This is a genomic window from Croceitalea sp. W27, from assembly GCF_055693185.1.
Map to the genome: position 1 here is coordinate 2,483,351 of NZ_CM146327.1, position 16,450 is coordinate 2,499,800.

The 16,450-nt window shown below is 38.1% G+C and carries 14 protein-coding genes; 2 read left to right on the top strand and 12 right to left on the bottom strand.

From position 1 onward, the window contains the following. Nucleotides 1-3 precede the first annotated feature (3 nt). Nucleotides 4-1,077, bottom strand: a complete 1,074-nt coding sequence (locus ACZ1GR_RS11210) for a DUF3078 domain-containing protein (protein WP_472609063.1) — start codon at nt 1,075-1,077, stop codon at nt 4-6. Then, nucleotides 1,061-2,827, bottom strand: coding sequence for a 1-deoxy-D-xylulose-5-phosphate synthase (locus ACZ1GR_RS11215; RefSeq protein ID WP_472609064.1), 1,767 nt, complete (start codon nt 2,825-2,827; stop codon nt 1,061-1,063). Before ACZ1GR_RS11215 ends, ACZ1GR_RS11210 begins: the two co-directional genes overlap by 17 nt. Nucleotides 2,828-2,916: 89 nt before the next feature. On the opposite strand from ACZ1GR_RS11215, the gene ACZ1GR_RS11220 reads away from it, so the two are divergent. Further along, complete coding sequence (locus tag ACZ1GR_RS11220) at nt 2,917-3,366, top strand: nucleoside deaminase (RefSeq protein ID WP_377766817.1); 450 nt, start codon at nt 2,917-2,919, stop codon at nt 3,364-3,366. A 56-nt stretch (nt 3,367-3,422) separates the two neighbouring features. On the opposite strand, the gene ACZ1GR_RS11225 is transcribed toward ACZ1GR_RS11220, so the two are convergent. The 6 genes from ACZ1GR_RS11225 to aspS form a co-directional block, all read right to left on the bottom strand. Beyond that, on the bottom strand, nt 3,423-3,614 hold the full coding sequence (locus ACZ1GR_RS11225) for a cold-shock protein (protein WP_339335688.1): 192 nt from the start codon (nt 3,612-3,614) through the stop codon (nt 3,423-3,425). Between the two features lie 81 nt (nt 3,615-3,695). Continuing rightward, entirely contained in the window at nt 3,696-3,953 is a 258-nt protein-coding gene (locus ACZ1GR_RS11230) for a hypothetical protein (RefSeq protein WP_377766816.1), read from the bottom strand. Between the two features lie 2 nt (nt 3,954-3,955). After that, nucleotides 3,956-5,737 (bottom strand): chloride channel protein, encoded by a 1,782-nt coding sequence (locus ACZ1GR_RS11235; RefSeq protein WP_472609065.1) that lies wholly within the window; start codon nt 5,735-5,737, stop codon nt 3,956-3,958. A 25-nt stretch (nt 5,738-5,762) separates the two neighbouring features. Beyond that, nucleotides 5,763-6,596 carry a tetratricopeptide repeat protein gene (locus ACZ1GR_RS11240; protein ID WP_472609066.1) on the bottom strand — a complete coding sequence of 278 codons (834 nt, stop codon included), beginning with the start codon at nt 6,594-6,596 and terminating at the stop codon, nt 5,763-5,765. Further along, a complete protein-coding gene (locus ACZ1GR_RS11245; protein WP_472609067.1) occupies nt 6,568-7,116 on the bottom strand; it encodes a hypothetical protein in 549 nt (182 codons plus the stop codon). The genes ACZ1GR_RS11240 and ACZ1GR_RS11245 overlap by 29 nt, the downstream gene beginning before the upstream one ends. A 102-nt stretch (nt 7,117-7,218) precedes the next feature. Beyond that, the gene (gene aspS / locus ACZ1GR_RS11250) at nt 7,219-8,967 is read right to left on the bottom strand and encodes an aspartate--tRNA ligase (protein ID WP_472609068.1); all 1,749 of its coding nucleotides are present in this window, start codon (nt 8,965-8,967) and stop codon (nt 7,219-7,221) included. A gap of 290 nt (nt 8,968-9,257) precedes the next feature. Here aspS and ACZ1GR_RS11255 point away from each other — a divergent pair, with 290 nt between their 5' ends. Further along, nucleotides 9,258-9,611 carry a toxin-antitoxin system YwqK family antitoxin gene (locus ACZ1GR_RS11255; RefSeq protein ID WP_472609069.1) on the top strand — a complete coding sequence of 118 codons (354 nt, stop codon included), beginning with the start codon at nt 9,258-9,260 and terminating at the stop codon, nt 9,609-9,611. 68 nt (nt 9,612-9,679) lie between these two features. Here ACZ1GR_RS11255 and ACZ1GR_RS11260 read toward each other — a convergent pair whose 3' ends face one another. From ACZ1GR_RS11260 to ACZ1GR_RS11275, 4 genes are read right to left on the bottom strand one after another with little or no spacing between them, the layout of a single operon-like run. Continuing rightward, a complete protein-coding gene (locus tag ACZ1GR_RS11260; protein WP_472609070.1) occupies nt 9,680-13,183 on the bottom strand; it encodes an efflux RND transporter permease subunit in 3,504 nt (1,167 codons plus the stop codon). A 25-nt stretch (nt 13,184-13,208) separates the two neighbouring features. Then, nucleotides 13,209-14,387: an efflux RND transporter periplasmic adaptor subunit gene (locus ACZ1GR_RS11265; RefSeq protein WP_472609071.1), complete on the bottom strand. Its 1,179-nt coding sequence runs from the start codon at nt 14,385-14,387 to the stop codon at nt 13,209-13,211. 27 nt (nt 14,388-14,414) lie between these two features. After that, on the bottom strand, nt 14,415-15,785 hold the full coding sequence (locus ACZ1GR_RS11270) for a TolC family protein (protein ID WP_472609072.1): 1,371 nt from the start codon (nt 15,783-15,785) through the stop codon (nt 14,415-14,417). Next, a complete protein-coding gene (locus ACZ1GR_RS11275; protein WP_377766807.1) occupies nt 15,786-16,391 on the bottom strand; it encodes a TetR/AcrR family transcriptional regulator in 606 nt (201 codons plus the stop codon). Nucleotides 16,392-16,450 lie beyond the last annotated feature (59 nt).

The window sequence follows — 16,450 nt, forward strand, 5'->3', positions numbered from 1 at the left end:
TTTTTAAAACGAATAATTAAAGCCTACGCCCAAGAATTGTCTGAACTGTATACGCGGTTCGCCGGGGTCTGTAATCGTTCCGTCATCAGCGACAACTTCATCAAATTTGATATCATCGTCGTAGATAAGATGTGTGCCTATATTTGCCTTTACGTTCTCGTTTACGGTTAGGGTAAATGCCATTTCCCAGTCTACATCAACATTCCCAAAACTTCTGAGGTAGTCGGTGTAGAGATTGACTCTATGATTGAGTGAAACGTTTTTGAATATTTCTTTTTCCCATGTATTCGTGATCAGAAAACCAACTTCCATAAAAACCGAATCTCCCTTGTCTACGCCAAACGCGCCTTGTTGCGAAAGTCTTTCGTCTAAAACGAAGGTTGCTTTTTGCGTAAATGGAGAAATGTATAGATTAAATTTTTTTCCTTCAGGTATATAGGATGTTCCCGCACCAAGAAACAAATAGCCCGGTGCCATAAACCTCGAAATTGGCGTGGTTCGATCTGGGTACTTAAAACCATTGGAAAACTGGGTGTTGAAATTCATTTTAACGGAATAGTACCAACTGCTTAAGGTATCTCTTCTAAAACCAAAAGTCGAAGATAGTTTTACTAGATCATCGGTTTTGCGAAGTTTTCTGCCTTCTTGTGCATTTATTCCATAGCGGAGCCTAAGTTCATTATCCCAATTGATATATCTGAATTTGTAGTTTCTGACAAAGTTCAGATTTCCTAGTGCAGAAATAGAGTTGTCGCCACCGGCATTCCAGTTTACAAAAGCTACTTCGTTAAGATTGATTCCGAAATCATTTTTAATATCCCAAAAAGAGGTAGGCACAAATTTTTTAGGCTTTTTTAATAAAGGTTTCGTAGCGTTAAATGAATATTTAGGACTTCTAAGTTTAACGCCCCTTAAGATGTTTTTAATTTTTTTCTGTTCCCATCGAATCACATGGGTTTCTATCTCGGTCGTATCTGAAGGAATAGTGTCTTGAACCGTGTTTTGAGCTTCAACAGAAAAAACGCCAAGCATAAAAAGCACTTGTAGTGTTAAGAGGTTTCTATTGAAACTGTTCAAGATATGTTTTAATTGCTTTAGCATTGAGGCCACAAATATCATATAATTCTTCGACTGTACCTTGTTGTACAAAGGTATCATCAATACCTAAAACTTTAATAGTGCCTTGATAGTTTAAAACATTTGCTTGATCCAAAACTGCGCTACCAAATCCACCAATTTTACAACCGTCTTCTATGGTAATTACATATTCAAAATTTTCGAATATGCTTTTTAGTATATTCAAATCTAATGGTTTTGCAAATCGCATATCATAATGCGCAATAGTATCTGCCTTAGAAATATTTTCTATGGCTTTTTGAACTTCATTTCCGATATGCCCTAATGAAAGAACGGCTATTTTATTTCCTTTTTTTATCTGCTTTGCAGTGCCAATTTCAATTTCAGAAAAAGATGTTCTCCACGCTATAGTAGTGCCCCTACCTCTTGGATATCTAATGGCTATGGGAGCTTCAAGTCCTTTTTGAGCAGTATACATGATATTTCTAAGTTCACCTTCGTTCATAGGGGCAAAAATGATAAGATTGGGAATGCACCTTAAATATGCCAAATCAAAAACCCCATGGTGGGTAGGGCCATCTTGGCCTACGAGTCCGGCGCGGTCTAAACAGAAGATAACGGGCAGGTTTTGCAATGCGACATCATGTATGACTTGATCATATGCACGTTGCAAAAAGGTAGAATAGATATTGCAAAAAGGAACCAATCCCTCTGCCGCCATGCCAGCAGCCAAGGTAACCGCGTGTTGTTCTGCAATACCTACATCGAAAGCCCTTTCGGGTAGTTCTTCCATCATATATTTTAAAGAACTTCCAGTAGGCATGGCAGGGGTGATGCCTATGACATTTTTGTTCTTTTTAGCCAATTCTACTATAGTGTGTCCAAAAACATCTTGATATTTTGGCGGTTGCTGCTGAGGACTTTTCTTTTTTAGTTCTCCGGTGAGTTTGTCAAATTTTCCTGGAGCATGATAAGCTACCTGATTTTCTTCGGCTTTTTTTAGCCCTTTACCCTTGGTGGTAATGATGTGTAAAAGGCGAGGACCTTGAATTGATTTTAAACGCTCCAATTCTTTCAATAAAACTGGTAAATCGTGCCCATCAATTGGACCGGAGTAATTAAGGTTCAAGCATTCAAAGATATTCTCCTCTTTTGCAGTACCTTTTTTTACGTTGGTCAGGTATTTTTTTAATGCCCCGACACTGGGGTCTATACCTATGGCATTATCGTTTAAAATAATGAGCACATTGGCATTGGTGACCCCTAAATGGTTGAGCCCTTCAAAAGCCATTCCGCTTGCTATTGATGCATCACCGATTACCGCAATGTGTTGTTTTTGGGTGTCGCCTTTTAATTGTGAGGCCATTGCCATACCCAAAATAGCAGAAATAGAGGTTGAACTATGACCCGTACTAAAATCGTCATATGCACTTTCACTTCGTTTTGGAAAACCACTTATGCCGTTTAGTTGCCGATTGGTATCGAAAATTTCTTTTCTTCCAGTCAAGATTTTATGCCCATAAGCTTGGTGCCCCACATCCCAAATCAGTTTGTCGTTTGGGGTTTCAAAAACATAGTGCAATGCAACCGTCAATTCCACAACACCTAAACTTGCTCCTAAGTGGCCTTCTTTTGTAGCAACTACATCAATTATAAATTCACGCAATTCTTTGGCCAGTTTGGGCAATTGTTCTTTTTGCAATTGCCGTAGGTCATTAGGGAGTTCAATATTTTTGAGAAGTTTTTTCAAAGCCTGTAAAAAGCAAAAATACCCATATTTAAGCACTTAATGTTGCATTCAGATTTGTAGTTTTGAAGTCTTATGTTCTATGGTATTGTATGGAAAATCCTTTTGATGATAATTATTTTATGAAGAAAGCCCTGCAAGAGGCAGAAATGGCTTTTGAACGTGGAGAAGTTCCTGTAGGAGCGGTAATCGTAGCTAAAAATAGAATAATCGGTAGAGCACATAATCTTACCGAACAACTACATGATGTTACAGCTCATGCAGAAATGCAGGCCATTACTTCGGCAGCTAATTTTTTAGGTGGAAAGTACCTTACGGGATGCACTTTATATGTAACCCTAGAACCTTGCCAAATGTGTGCTGGCGCCCTGTATTGGAGTCAAATCTCGAAAATTGTTTACGCAGCTTCAGATCTGGAAAGAGGATATAGCGTAATGGGAACTACGCTTCACCCCAAGACAGAAGTGGTTTCAGGTATTCTTGAAAAGGAGGCTTCTGAATTGTTAAAACGTTTTTTTATTCAAAAACGTAATTTAAACTAAATAAAAAAACCCTAGTGTTGACCAGGGTTTACCATGTAATAAAGTACAATATTGTATTAGATTACCTGCACTTGGGCAGCAACCATTCCTTTTCTTCCTTCTTCTTCTTGGTATTCTACTTTGTCGCCTTCATTTAATTGAATGCCGTTCAATGCTGTTGCATGAACAAAAATGTCTTGTCCGGTATCATCATTTGTAATGAAACCGAATCCTTTTGATTCGTTGAAAAATTTTACTGTGCCAGTCATTAAAAAAATATAATTGTTGAGACTCTAAATTAATACAATTCCATAAGAAGCGTATGAAATCGCCTGCAATTTTCGTCATAATTATTGATTTCCAGTCTTTTGGCGCTCTTTTTTCTGCATTTTTTCAATATTTTCCTTAGTTAACATATAATCTTTCATTTTTTTGCCTTTGCTCTCTTTGTAAAGAAATAAAGGCATTGCAATAAGAAAGAGTCCTACAGTACCTGAGCCAATAAACTTATTGGCCAAAAGGGTGTCTTGAGATTTTATGGTAAACCCGTAAATTATTGCTGTAAAAGATGCTATTACTATTAAAACGATAAGATGTTTGAACTTCATTATTAACTGGAATAATTAATTAATTTTCTTCTGTAGGCTGTCAGCAATTTCGATTTTGAAATAAAACCGACGTATTTTCCCTCTTTGATAACGGGTAAATTCCATGCCCCGCTATCTTGAAATTTAGACATAACCTTTTTCATGGAATCTTCAGCGTAAAAAATATATTCTGGTGGGGCATGCATGACATCTTTGACAAATAGTGTCTCGTACATTTCGGTATTAAACATGAACTCTCGTATATCATCTAAAAGCACAATGCCTACCATTTTCTTGTCACCGTCCAAAACGGGAAAAATATTACGGGTAGATTTTGAAACTGATTTATGCAACATTTCCCCTAAGGTCATCTCTGGATTTACGGGTTTAAAATTTGTTTCGATAACATCATCTAACTGCATTAGAGTGAGTACCGTCTGGTCTTTATTATGTGTTAATAAAGCTCCTTTTTGTACGAGTTCTTTGGTGTAAATGGTGTAATCTAAAGTATTTTTTGTGATAAGGTATGATATGGAAGCTGTAATCATCAAAGGAACAAATAGTTCATAACCTCCGGTAATTTCTGCAATAAGAAATATAGCGGTCAACGGGGCATGAATTACCCCGGCGATAAGTCCGGCCATTCCTATTAGGGTAAAATTACTTTCAGAAACATCAAACCCAAGTCCAAGATTGTTGATCACTTTGGCAACAACATTGCCTAAAGCGCTCCCCATCACCATTGTAGGAATAAAAACACCACCGGCACCACCTGCGGCAAAAGTAGTCGTCATGGCAATGGCTTTAAAAACGGTAATGCCGAACAATAATAAAATTACGACCCAAATACTGTCTAAATAGGTGTCAAAAGGAGTTTTGCCTAGCGCTTTTATGTGATTTCCTTCCAAAAGGTTATTGATAAAGCCAAAACCTTCACCATAAAGAGGCGGAATAAAGTAGAGCATGATACCAATGGCGATTCCACCAACTAACAGTTTGTATTTAGGGCTTTTAAGTGGTTTAAATAGTTGAAGTATCCAAAAGTACATCTTGGTAAAGTAGATAGATGCAAAAGCGGTTCCTACGCCAAGAACAACATAAAACAAGGTGTCATTCAACTCAAAACCATCGGTTAAACTAAAATTAAAGAGCACCTCGTTGCCCAAGAAAAAATAGGATGTTAATACCCCAGAGATCGATGCCAGCAATAAGGGCAGTACGGAGAGCATTGTAAAATCTAGGCTAAATACCTCAACGGCAAAAACGATAGCCGCTATAGGCGACTGAAAAATTGATGAAATTGCACCGGCAGAGGCGCACGCAATTAAAAGGGAACGTGTCTTTGCATCAATATGAAATAAGCGGCTAATGTTGGAGCTCAATGCAGAACCAGATTCTACCGCAGGGCCTAATAAACCAACCGAACCTCCAAAACCGACTGTCAATGGTGCCGTTAGCAGTGGGGTATATATTTTTTTAATTGCCAATAAGCCCTTGTTTTTGGACAAAGAGAATAGAATAGAAGAAACCGCGTGCCCTAAAGGATGCTTGTGTACATACTTTACATAGAGATATACCAAAGTAAGGCCGATTACGGGTAATATGAAGTATAGTTGATTCTCTGTAATTGCGATACCTTTTTCTAATAATGCCTGAATAAAAAAGGTTAGGTTTTTTAGGGTAACCGCTGCCAGACCAGAAATTAAACCGACAACAAGGCTCATTAAATGCACAAAAGTTTTGTTGGAGATGTTTTTATATCGCCATTTTAGAAACTTTTTTAGTAAGCCTTTGGTGTTAGGCATTATTATGAACCTAGTTTATCTAAAATTAGCCTTTTATTTGAGATTTTAATTCTTCTAAGTCTGATAAATAGATTTGACGTAGTAACTCAACGTAGTGGTATTGGTTGAAAAAACCAGTTTTAAAATCCTCTATGGCTGCATCAATCATTTTAAGGGCTTCTTGGTTCTTACCCTGTTGGAGAAATAGTCTCGATTTATAATATTTTGCATCAGCCGAATTATTGAAATAATTTAGAATCTTATCAAAATCCTCTTCGGCTCTTTTAAAATCACCTACTTCAAAACTGGCTATGCCTCGATAAAGAAAAGCTTCTAACTCGACCCAGTCCTCTCCAGTATCTTCAGTTTCTTTTTTAATATGTTTGTCAAGATAGCTGATTGAGTTTTCATAATCTTTAAGCCCTAAATAAGCTATGCCTCGCCAAAAATCTACACTATGGCCCTGAGGATAGTCTAGATGTGGAGTTAAAGAGTCAGACGCATTAAAATCGGCAATGGCTTTGTCATAATCACGGTAAAAATACAAATAGAGATACCCTCGCCAAGGAATCCATGTTTTAGGGTCTGCTTTAATGGCTTTTTCGAATTGAGGTTTCCATTTATGGGGCATCCCCCTTTTGAGATAAGCTAACGAAAGTTCTCTTAATGCTTCGGCATAGGTAGAATCTATTGAAATAGCCTTTTCAATTCTCGTCATACTTTTTGGAGAACCCTGTGGCAGATGAGCTCCTTCTTGAAATACTTTTTCGGCCAACTTTCTGCGTTCAACAGAGTTGAGGTCGTCATTTGGATTATTACAAGAAGTAATCACAAAGATTATAAAAAGATAACTAAGGCAATATTTCAACAATTTCACCATTTTCTATACGATAAGAGATGTACATGTAATAATTTAAGGGCGTTCCTTCATAGTCTAACTTGTTCCAATGCCTCGCCTCTGCGGTTAGGCTAAAGAGTTGGTTGACCATTTCTGGTTCAAGCTCTCTTTCTTCAAGATTTAGGTTCATTTCAATGACTTCGAACCAGCCTGCTTGCCCTTCACAGTTTACAAGAAAACGAAAGTTCAAATATCCAGAATCTGAAAATCCTTTATTTTGATAGTCATTCAAGATATTTTTCCGAAATATTTTTTTGCTTTTATAATAAGCCCTGTACGCTGCTCCATTATAGGTAAAAGCTATGTGTTTATCTCCGCATAACTCATATTTGTCATTTAACAAGGCCGATTCTTGGTCAATATAACCAATATAGTGAGGATACTTTTCTTCATTAGTTTTAAATTTCCCCCAATATTTATAGTAGCCAAAGCCTATCACTCCCACTATTAATAACGTGACACCTAATAGGGAAAACAATAAGATTTTTACCCACTTTTTCATCCTTATAAATTTAGGAATATCCCTATTAAACTAAGTAATATTTTTTAGGCAAACGATGCCTTTTTTCTAAGGTCTAGAAGCGAAGCGGTCTAATCTCTTTTATTACAAATCCAACTTCAAATTTAGCTCTTTCAACTGTTCCTCATCAAGGTTTGCAGGAGCATCAATCATCACATCGCGACCACTGTTGTTTTTAGGAAAGGCAATAAAATCGCGTATGGTTTCCTGTCCGCCAAGTATAGAGACCAGTCTATCCAATCCAAAAGCAATACCGCCGTGTGGTGGGGCACCGTATTGAAATGCGTCCATTAAAAAGCCAAACTGTGCCTTTGCCTCTTCTGTTGTAAAGCCGAGGTGTTTAAACATGGTAGCTTGGGTTTCCTTATCATGAATACGGATGGAACCTCCGCCAATTTCATTACCGTTTAAGACCAAATCATAAGCATTTGCTTTTACCTCTCCAGGATTGGTATCCAATAATTCCAATTGTCCGGGTTTTGGCGAAGTAAACGGATGGTGCATGGCATGGTAGTTGCCAGTTTCTTCATCAAGTTCCAACAATGGAAAATCGATGACCCATAACGGGGTAAATTCATCAGCTTTTCGAAGCCCCAAACGTTCGGCCATTTCCATACGTAATGCACTTAATTGGGCCCTTACTTTAGTTACATCGCCAGATAACACACAAATTAAATCACCAGCGTTCGCCCCGGTAACTTCTGCCCATTTACCCAAGTCTTCTTGGTCATAAAATTTATCTACCGAAGATTTATAAGTGCCATCTTCATTGCATCTGCAATACACCATGCCCAAAGCACCAACTTGAGGTCTTTTTACCCAATCGGTAAGCTTATCGATTTCTTTTCGGGTATAAGAATTACCCTCTGGTACCGCAATACCCACAACGAGTTCGGCAGAATTAAAGACATTAAAGTCTTTATGCTGGGCAACTTCATTCAGTTCGCCAAATTCCATTCCAAAACGGATATCCGGTTTGTCGTTTCCATAGCGTCTCATGGCCTCATCAAATGTCATTCTAGGGAAATTGTCAACCTCAACGCCTTTAATTTCCTTCAAAAGATGTTTGGTCAATCCTTCAAACGTATTTAAGATATCTTCTTGTTCAACAAAAGCCATTTCACAATCAATCTGGGTGAATTCCGGCTGTCTATCGGCCCTTAAATCTTCATCCCTGAAACACTTTACAATCTGGAAATACTTATCCATTCCACCGACCATCAATAATTGCTTAAAGGTTTGTGGAGATTGGGGGAGGGCATAAAACTGTCCTTCGTTCATTCTACTCGGCACTACAAAATCTCTTGCGCCTTCAGGAGTGGATTTAATTAAGTAAGGAGTTTCAACATCTATAAACCCTTGGTCAGAAAGGTATTTTCTAACTTCCATAGAGACTTTATGCCTAAAGATGAGGTTTTCTTTTACCGGATTTCTACGAATATCGAGATACCGATATTTCATTCGAATATCTTCACCGCCATCGGTTTCATCTTCAATGGTGAAGGGAGGCAATAAAGACTCATTTAGTACGGTTAACTTTGAAACCAAAACCTCTATTTCCCCGGTCGGAATATTTTTATTCTTAGAAGCACGTTCAATAACTTCACCCTTGATTTGAATTACGGTCTCCCGCCCTAAAGTTCTGGTCAACTCAAGTAGTTCTTTAGAAGTGCGATCCTCATCAAAAACAAGTTGGGTAATGCCATAACGATCTCTCAAATCTATCCATGCTACAAAACCTTTATCCCTTATTTTCTGAATCCAACCACTTAAGGTCACTTCTTTTCCTATGTGTGAAGCGTTCAATTCGCCGCAGGTATTACTTCTATACATGTGCCTATTTTATGATTGGCAAAGGTAATTAGTTCAATTCTTTTGTAACACCAATATTTACACAGATTTTATGGTGAAAACGGAGATATATGGCCAACTTATCGATTTTTTCTGTCTATTACGGGTTCGTAAATGAAGCTATAAATATTACACATATAAATGTAAATCAGATAGTTACATTTCTAATGTAAATTTAATGTAAATTATTTGTTACTTAAATATGTATTTAAGGTAAAATAATTTGTATGTTTGTATCGTTAATGTAAAGGAAGCGCAATTTAAATCTCAAAATGATGAAGCAAGCAATATTAATTTTAGCAGTAGTATTTTCAGCACAGATATATGCACAAGACATTAAGCCTACTTTTGAAAAAGAAGGTAAAATGGTAAAGGCAACTTATTTTCATGACAATGGAGAAGTAGCTCAAACAGGTTTTTTACTTGACGGTGAATTACACGGTCAATGGTTTATGTATAATGTAGAGGGTAAAAAAATTGTTTCAGGAAGGTATGAAAATGGTGTACGTTCAGGGAAATGGTTTTTTTGGAAGAACGATATTTTAAAGGAAGTGGATTTTCAGGATAATAAAATCGCTTACATAAAAGATTGGAACAACGCTCAAGTTGTTTCTGTGGACAAATAAAATTTTTAACGAATAAAAAAAGCCCCGTGATGTAAAATCACGGGGCTTTTTTATTGAACCTTTTAAGATTAAGCCGCTACGGCTATTTTTTCTTCGTTGGACGTATTTTTCTTATAACTTCCCTTAATCCTTAATTTTATACGGTACACTATATTGAATAAAACCGGAACTATAATCAAGGTTAAAAAGGTAGCCACTATTAATCCGAAGATGACCGTCCATGCCAATGGACCCCAGAAAATCACATTATCACCACCCACATAGACCTGCGGGTCAAATTGACCGAAAAGTGTAATAAAGTTGATGTTTAATCCTGTGGCTAGTGGAATTAACCCCAGCACTGTAGTAATTGCAGTCAATATTACTGGTCGTAACCTGGCTTTTCCTCCTTTGATAATGATATCGGTTACCTCTTCACGAGACAACAATTCACTATCAGATATACCTATGTTCACCTTTTTTCGATCAATCAATATTTGGGTATAATCCAGCAGTACTACACCGTTGTTGACCACAATTCCCGCTAATGAAATGATACCCATCATCGTCATCATGATTACAAAGGGCCAACCTGTAGCTACAATTCCACCAAAAACCCCGATGAAACTTAGAAATATGGCCATCATAATAATTGCAGGTTTTGAGATGCCCCCGAATTGGAAAATTAAAATAAGCATAATCAAACCTAAACCAGAGAAGAAAGCACCCATTAAAAATGCTTGCTGTTTCGCCTGTTCTTCAAGCTCACCAGTGTAGTCGATTTTAACCCCAGCAGGCATACCCTTAAAGTTTTCCATTTCTTTTTTGATCTGGTCAACTATAATATTGGCATTACCGCCTGGTTTTAAACCTGAATATACGGTCACTACACGTTGCCCATCTATATGTTTTATTGCATTGAACGAAGAAGTATTTTTTCGTGAAGCAACTGCAGAAATGGGTATTTCTTTGATTTGCCCCGTAGCAGGATCCCTAAAAATCATATTCTGGTTGAACAAGGCACTGGTGTTGTAGCGCAGATCTTCATTAAAACGCACATTAATGTCGTAGTCTTCACCATCTTTTTTGTAAACGCCGGCTTTGTTACCAAACAAAGATCTTCTTAGTTGTTGCCCTACTTGTCCAACAGATACGCCTAGCTCTCCGGCTTTTTGACGATCAACAAGTACCTCCATGCCAGGGCTGCTTTTATTTACGTCGACTTTTAGGCCTTCCATACCATCAATACTTTTTGAGTTGATGAAGATGCGCATTCGCTCAGCAACGTTTATCAAAGTATCATAATTCTGACCTATTAATTCAATGTTCACGGGATAGCCAGCTGGTGGACCCACGGCGTCTTTTTCCACAGAAATCGTAACCCCAGGATATACATCGGCCAATGCATTTTGTATGCGAAGCCTTAGTTTTTCGGTATCCAAACCTTCCCTGAACTTAAATTCTTGCATAGAAAGCGTAATCTTGCCTCGGTGTGGCATCTCGGCTGCTGAACCTCCTTCTGTAAAAGGGTTTTCAGCCCCTTTTCCTACTTGTGAAACTCCAGTGTCCACCAAATAGTTTTCACCATCGGTTTTTAAATATTGTTGATCATCAATGATATCGTACACACGCTCTTCAATATCCTTGGTTAAGATATTGGTCTTATCAATATCTGTACCTTGAGGATATTCGATATAGACGTATATTTCCTTGGGGGTATTATCAGGAAAGAACTCCACTTTGGTACGTTGGCTGCCTACCGAAGCCCCAAAGGTCATAAACGCGGCTACCAATAAAATCATGGTTACCCCAAAATACCAATACACGTTCTTACCTCGAAGCGCATGTTTCAATCTTTTTTCATACCAGTTTTCCAAACGTACCAAGCTATTTTTTTGAAAACGGGTCGACCAAGGTTTTAAAAAGTATTTATAAATCCAAAACAGGATGGCAACAACAATCATTAACGTACCCAAACCACGCACTGGACCTCCTAACAGTAGGATAAAAAGTCCAAAGCCACCTAATATGGCGCTAATTTTAATCAGTTGTTTTCTGGTCAAGTTTTTTTCACCGACCTCCATAAATTGCGATACCAACATCGAATTCATAAAAATCGCTACGAATAATGAGGACCCAAGCACAACTGAAAGTGTGATGGGGAAATAAATCATAAACTCACCCATAATGCCAGGCCACATTCCTAATGGAACAAAAGCCGCAACAGTAGTTGCTGTCGAAATAATAATAGGGATAGCGATTTCACCAATCCCCTTTTTTGCAGCTTCTTTTCGTGACATACCTTCTTGTTCCATCAAACGATATACGTTTTCCACAACTACGACCCCATTATCCACAAGCATTCCGAGACCCATGATGAGTCCAAAAAGAATCATAGTGTTCAGGGTGTAGCCCAATGCTGAAAGAATCATGAAGGACATGAACATGGACATAGGAATTGCGAACCCAACGAAAAGTGCATTTCTAAACCCTAAAAAGAACATCAATACCGTAACCACTAAAATGATTCCGAAGATGATATTGTTCACCAAGTCGTCAACTTGATTTAAAGTAGTACTGCTACTGTCGTTGGCAAAAGTTACCTCCAAATCTCCAGGAAGTGTGTCTTTTTGTGCCTCGGCAACAATATCACGGATTTTTTCAATGGCAATTACATCGTTTTTGCCCGATCGTTTTTTGATATCAAGCATCACAACACTTTCACCCATCTCACGTGCGTAAGTGTTTTTGTCCTCTTCTTCAAAAGTTACCTTGGCGATATCTTTTAAATAAACCGTTCCGTTTTCTGATTTCACCACAAAATCGTCCAATTCAGATGGCTTTTCAATTTCCCCAGTAATTCTTATGGTTCTTCTTTGTCCACTGGTGATAAGGTTACCTGCAGACATGGTCATATTTCCATTGCCTATGGCTTGGATTACATCATCAAAATTGATTTTGGCAGCCATCATTTTATTGATATCTACCGCAACTTCAACTTCTTTCTCTTGCGCACCACGAATATCAACCTGTTTGACTTCCTCTAAATTCTCAATCTCATCTTCAAGATATTCAGCAAATTCCTTGAGTTTTTCGACCGGATAGTCTCCTTTTAAATTTACATTTAGAATAGGAAAAGATTCGGCAAGATTCAGGTCAAAAACGTTAGGCTCTACTTTAGCACCATTAAAAATGGGCCAGTCTTCACCTGCTTTCTCAGCATCTACCTCGTCTTTTACCTCTTGCTTGGCATTTTCAACGGTAATGTTTTCATCAAACTCTACAACGACCATAGAATAATCTTCTTGCGAAGTAGAAGTCATCTCTACGTAATTACTTACATTTTTTAGTCGCTCTTCAAGAGGATCGGTAATCAATCGTTCCATATCCTCGGCAGTGTTACCAGGGTAGATGGTACTTATGTAAATCTTGGTCTCGACGGCCTCCGGAAATTCTTCCCTTGGCATCGCAAAATAGGATGAGATTCCAATGAAAAGAAAGATACCTATCATCACATAGATGACCGATGGATTATCTATGGCCCAAGAAGAGAGCTTAAACTCTTTGTCGGCATTTTTTTTGGCTTTGTCCATGCTTTAAGTCTTTGGTTTTTAGGCGTTAGCCTTTAGAATTTTGAACTTTTACTAATTGATTGTCCCTCACACTTCGGGCCCCTTCAACAATGATATTATCTCCCGCCGAAAGACCTGACAGCACCTCTACATTATCTCCCTGTGTTTTGCCCAATTTTATGATCGTTTTTTTGGAAACCAATTCAGTATCAGAACCATTTTCTTTGGTCAAGTACACATATTGTTCACCCAACGCATTTTCAGATACCACGCTTTGCGGAATCAATATTGCCTCATCACTCGTATAGTCGTTGATTTTGGCAATTGCAGTAAGATTTGGTTTTATTTTTCCGTCTTTATTTAGGACAGGAATTTCAACACTGAACGACCTGTTTCCGGGGTTAATAAAGTTACCTGTCTGTCTAACTTTTGTAGTTACGCTGTCACCTAAGACCGGAAAATAAACTTGAACCATTTTGCCGGGCGTAACATTGGCCAAATGTGCTTCTGGCACCTCTACCTCAATGTACATATCGCTAAGATTTACAATTCTGAAGACTTCAGAACCTGGTCCGGGGCTGACCACTGTTCCTTGATCCTTAATAATATCATCAATAATACCTGAGAAAGGGGCGCGAATAGAAGATTTACCTACTTGACTTTCTAATTGCTTCACAGCACTTTGTTGCGCTTCGTATTGGGTTTTTGCCTGCAGGTACTGTATTTCTGAACCTATATTTTGGTCCCATAATCGTTTTTGGCGCTCAAATGTGGTTTTTGCCAATGCTTGTTGGGTCTTTAACTGTGCCAATTGACTGGAAAGTCCACCGTCATCGATAGAGGCTAGAAGCTGTCCTTTTGAAACCCGTTGTCCTTCTTTGACATAAACACGATAAAGTGTTCCTGCCATTTCGGGATACACCAAGACATTTTGGTCTGTCATCACATCGCCTTGCAATTCTAGATAATGGTTAAATACTTGTTTTTCTACCTGCATTGTGGATACTAAGGGTAATTTGGCGTTATCGTCCAGTTCACTGATAGCTGAGTCCAGTTGTTTTACCTGGTCCTCCAAAGCTTTTAGCTCTTGGTTCATAGCAGTTCTTTTGGCGCGCATTGTGTTCAAGTCCTTACTTGATATGACGTCCTCAACAGAACCGCTGGCACCACCGCCACAAGAGGCAATTAAGATACCTAAGATTGATAGTTGAATTATTTTTTTCATTGTCTTTATGTTTAGTAGTTGATGAGTTTATTGATTTGTATTCAAAATATTTTCGAGTTTGGTCTTGCGATTGATGACATCGACCATTGAACGTAAATATTCTTGTTGCGTAGTATAAAGTTGCGTCTGTGCTTGTCGCAGTTCAAAACTAGTGGCTAGGCCTTCAGCATATTTCACCTGATTTTTGTTTTCAATACGTTCCGCTAAGTTGAGATTGTCCTTTGTTGTTTGGTATTGCTCAATGGCAAATACGTAATCACTCTTTGCACTTTCGTGCTGAAGCATTAATTGCGATTGGGCCTGGGTCAACTGTGTTTTTGCTTTTTCGAAGGCAATTTTTGCTCGCTGCGTAGAGGCACTTCTTCCCAATGAGCTGAAAATTGGGATGCGTAAATCAACGCCTAATGTAGAGAAACCGAACCAATCTTGCCCACTATCAAAAAAGGTAAAATTGTCACCAAATGAAAGACCTCCGTAATTTACAAATGCATTTAGGGTAGGCAAGGCCCTGCTCTTGGCCAATTTTAGTTCTAGTTCGCGCTGTTCGTTTAGGTTTTTAACAATTTTAAAATCGGTGTTATCCTCTAAAAGAAATTGAGTGTCCAACAAGCCGAAATCTATTTGTTGTTGGGTAAGTTCATCTAAGTCTTCAGTCAAAACGGTAGGATTATCCAAAGGAAGCCCCATCATTAAGTTGAGCATCTGCATGGTGATTTTTTCCAACCTCCTTGCATTTTTCAGTTGATTGTCGATCGATGATAAAGTGATTTGCAATTGATCAACACTTTCTTCATCACCAAGACCGTTCTCATAGATTTTTTTGGTCTCGTACAGGTTGTCTTCAAGTGTTTTTTTATTCTTTTCTAAGATAAGTACGTTTTCTTTGGTCAAAAGCACATTGCCGTATGCCTCAACCACTGCCGTTTTAACTTCTAAATCGGTCTTTTCCTTAAAGTTTCTGCTATATCGCAGAAAAGCCTGTGTGGCCTGCACACCTACAATGTAAGAACCATCAAAAATTTGTTGGCGAAGGGTGGCTGTCGCATTCATTTGTTGGGGCTGACCAAAAATTATGGGTACAAAAACATTAGGGTCTTGCTCTACACCAGGAGGTAAAAATTGTTCTGGAATTAGAATAGATGGGAACTGAGATTGTGCCTGCTTCAACTGATTTTGATAAGAAACCGCACCTTCTATCTGAGGTAGACCGGTAGCAATGGTCTCCCATTTTTGTTTTTGGGCATCCACCAAATCACGGCCTGCATTTATCGCTTCGTAATTATGTTCTAAAGCATAGGCAATAGCTTCATCTAAAGAGAATGAATTGTCTTTTTCTTGTGCCATTAATGGCACGGACCATACTAATTGGATGAACAGTAGTTTTGTAAGTGTTCGCATTTATTCTTGGTTTGAATTGATGATTTCATTTAGTTTTTTTCGTCCTTTGGGCGTAACTATGCCACGTAGGTGGTATTCTAGGTAATTATCCATTAAATACGTCATGGGAAACTTTTGATGGGGAAATAAAGACTCTTCCTTAATGCTGGTAACACCACTAAAATAAATACGTGCGATAAAATCGACATCTAGATTAGCCCTGTAGATACCTAAATCGACACCTCTTTTTACATTATCTACAACACACTTTTGCATTACTTCAAACTGCTTGTTCTTTAAATTGTGATGCAGTTTTGGATAATACTTTTGTAGTTGATAGCTGGGCGATGATTTTTCTTCTTTTAACTGGACCATCACAAACTTTTTTATCTCGTAAAGTTCCTCAATGGGATTTTTCTTGAGAGAGATAATGTAGTCTATACCATCTGAGATAGCACAAAAAACGCACATGGTACACTCTTCAACTAATTTGGTCTTGTTCTCAAAATGGGAATAGATAGTTTTTTTAGATATGGCCATTTCATTGGCCAAATCGTCCATAGTAACGCTTTTAAAACCTAGGTTTAAGAATAGGTCAGTTGCTCTCTGTAAGATTTTTTCTCTCATAATTGAGGTACAAATGTAAGATGGAAACTTTAGGAACAAAAAAAGTTTCCTAGGTTTTG

Bases quoted from the DNA above. Each gene is read 5' to 3' on its own strand.
- ACZ1GR_RS11275 (WP_377766807.1), bottom strand. From the start codon at position 16,391: ATGAGAGAAAAAATCTTACAGAGAGCAACTGACCTATTCTTAAACCTA.
- ACZ1GR_RS11235 (WP_472609065.1), bottom strand. From the start codon at position 5,737: ATGCCTAACACCAAAGGCTTACTAAAAAAGTTTCTAAAATGGCGATAT.
- ACZ1GR_RS11245 (WP_472609067.1), bottom strand. From the start codon at position 7,116: ATGAAAAAGTGGGTAAAAATCTTATTGTTTTCCCTATTAGGTGTCACG.
- ACZ1GR_RS11240 (WP_472609066.1), bottom strand. From the start codon at position 6,596: ATGGTGAAATTGTTGAAATATTGCCTTAGTTATCTTTTTATAATCTTT.
- ACZ1GR_RS11260 (WP_472609070.1), bottom strand. From the start codon at position 13,183: ATGGACAAAGCCAAAAAAAATGCCGACAAAGAGTTTAAGCTCTCTTCT.
- ACZ1GR_RS11270 (WP_472609072.1), bottom strand. From the start codon at position 15,785: ATGCGAACACTTACAAAACTACTGTTCATCCAATTAGTATGGTCCGTG.
- ACZ1GR_RS11230 (WP_377766816.1), bottom strand. From the start codon at position 3,953: ATGAAGTTCAAACATCTTATCGTTTTAATAGTAATAGCATCTTTTACA.
- ACZ1GR_RS11255 (WP_472609069.1), top strand. From the start codon at position 9,258: ATGATGAAGCAAGCAATATTAATTTTAGCAGTAGTATTTTCAGCACAG.
- ACZ1GR_RS11225 (WP_339335688.1), bottom strand. From the start codon at position 3,614: ATGACTGGCACAGTAAAATTTTTCAACGAATCAAAAGGATTCGGTTTC.
- aspS (WP_472609068.1), bottom strand. From the start codon at position 8,967: ATGTATAGAAGTAATACCTGCGGCGAATTGAACGCTTCACACATAGGA.
- ACZ1GR_RS11265 (WP_472609071.1), bottom strand. From the start codon at position 14,387: ATGAAAAAAATAATTCAACTATCAATCTTAGGTATCTTAATTGCCTCT.
- ACZ1GR_RS11220 (WP_377766817.1), top strand. From the start codon at position 2,917: ATGGAAAATCCTTTTGATGATAATTATTTTATGAAGAAAGCCCTGCAA.